The organism is Enterobacter sp. PL1 (assembly GCF_945957325.1).
GTDB classification, from domain to species: Bacteria; Pseudomonadota; Gammaproteobacteria; order Enterobacterales; family Enterobacteriaceae; genus Enterobacter; species Enterobacter roggenkampii.
Window position 1 is genome coordinate 1 of record NZ_CAMFKT010000128.1, and the last position, 210, is coordinate 210.

1 protein-coding gene is annotated in these 210 nt (G+C 55.7%); it reads right to left on the minus strand.

Annotated features, from left to right (window positions below):
• A partial coding sequence (locus tag N6P30_RS24575) for a transposase (protein ID WP_260630022.1) occupies positions 1-210 on the minus strand: 210 nt, incomplete at both ends.

Genomic DNA, 210 nt, shown 5'->3' on the forward strand with positions numbered 1-210 from the left:
TGGTAGCCGGCATCGGCTGAGACAAATTGCTCCTCTCCATGAAGCAGATTACCCAGCTGATTGAGGTCATGCTCGTTGGCCGCGGTGGTGACCAGGCTGTGGGTCAGGCCACTCTTGGCATCGACACCAATGTGGGCCTTCATGCCAAAGTGCCACTGATTGCCTTTCTTGGTCTGATGCATCTCCGGATCGCGTTGCTGCTCTTTGTTC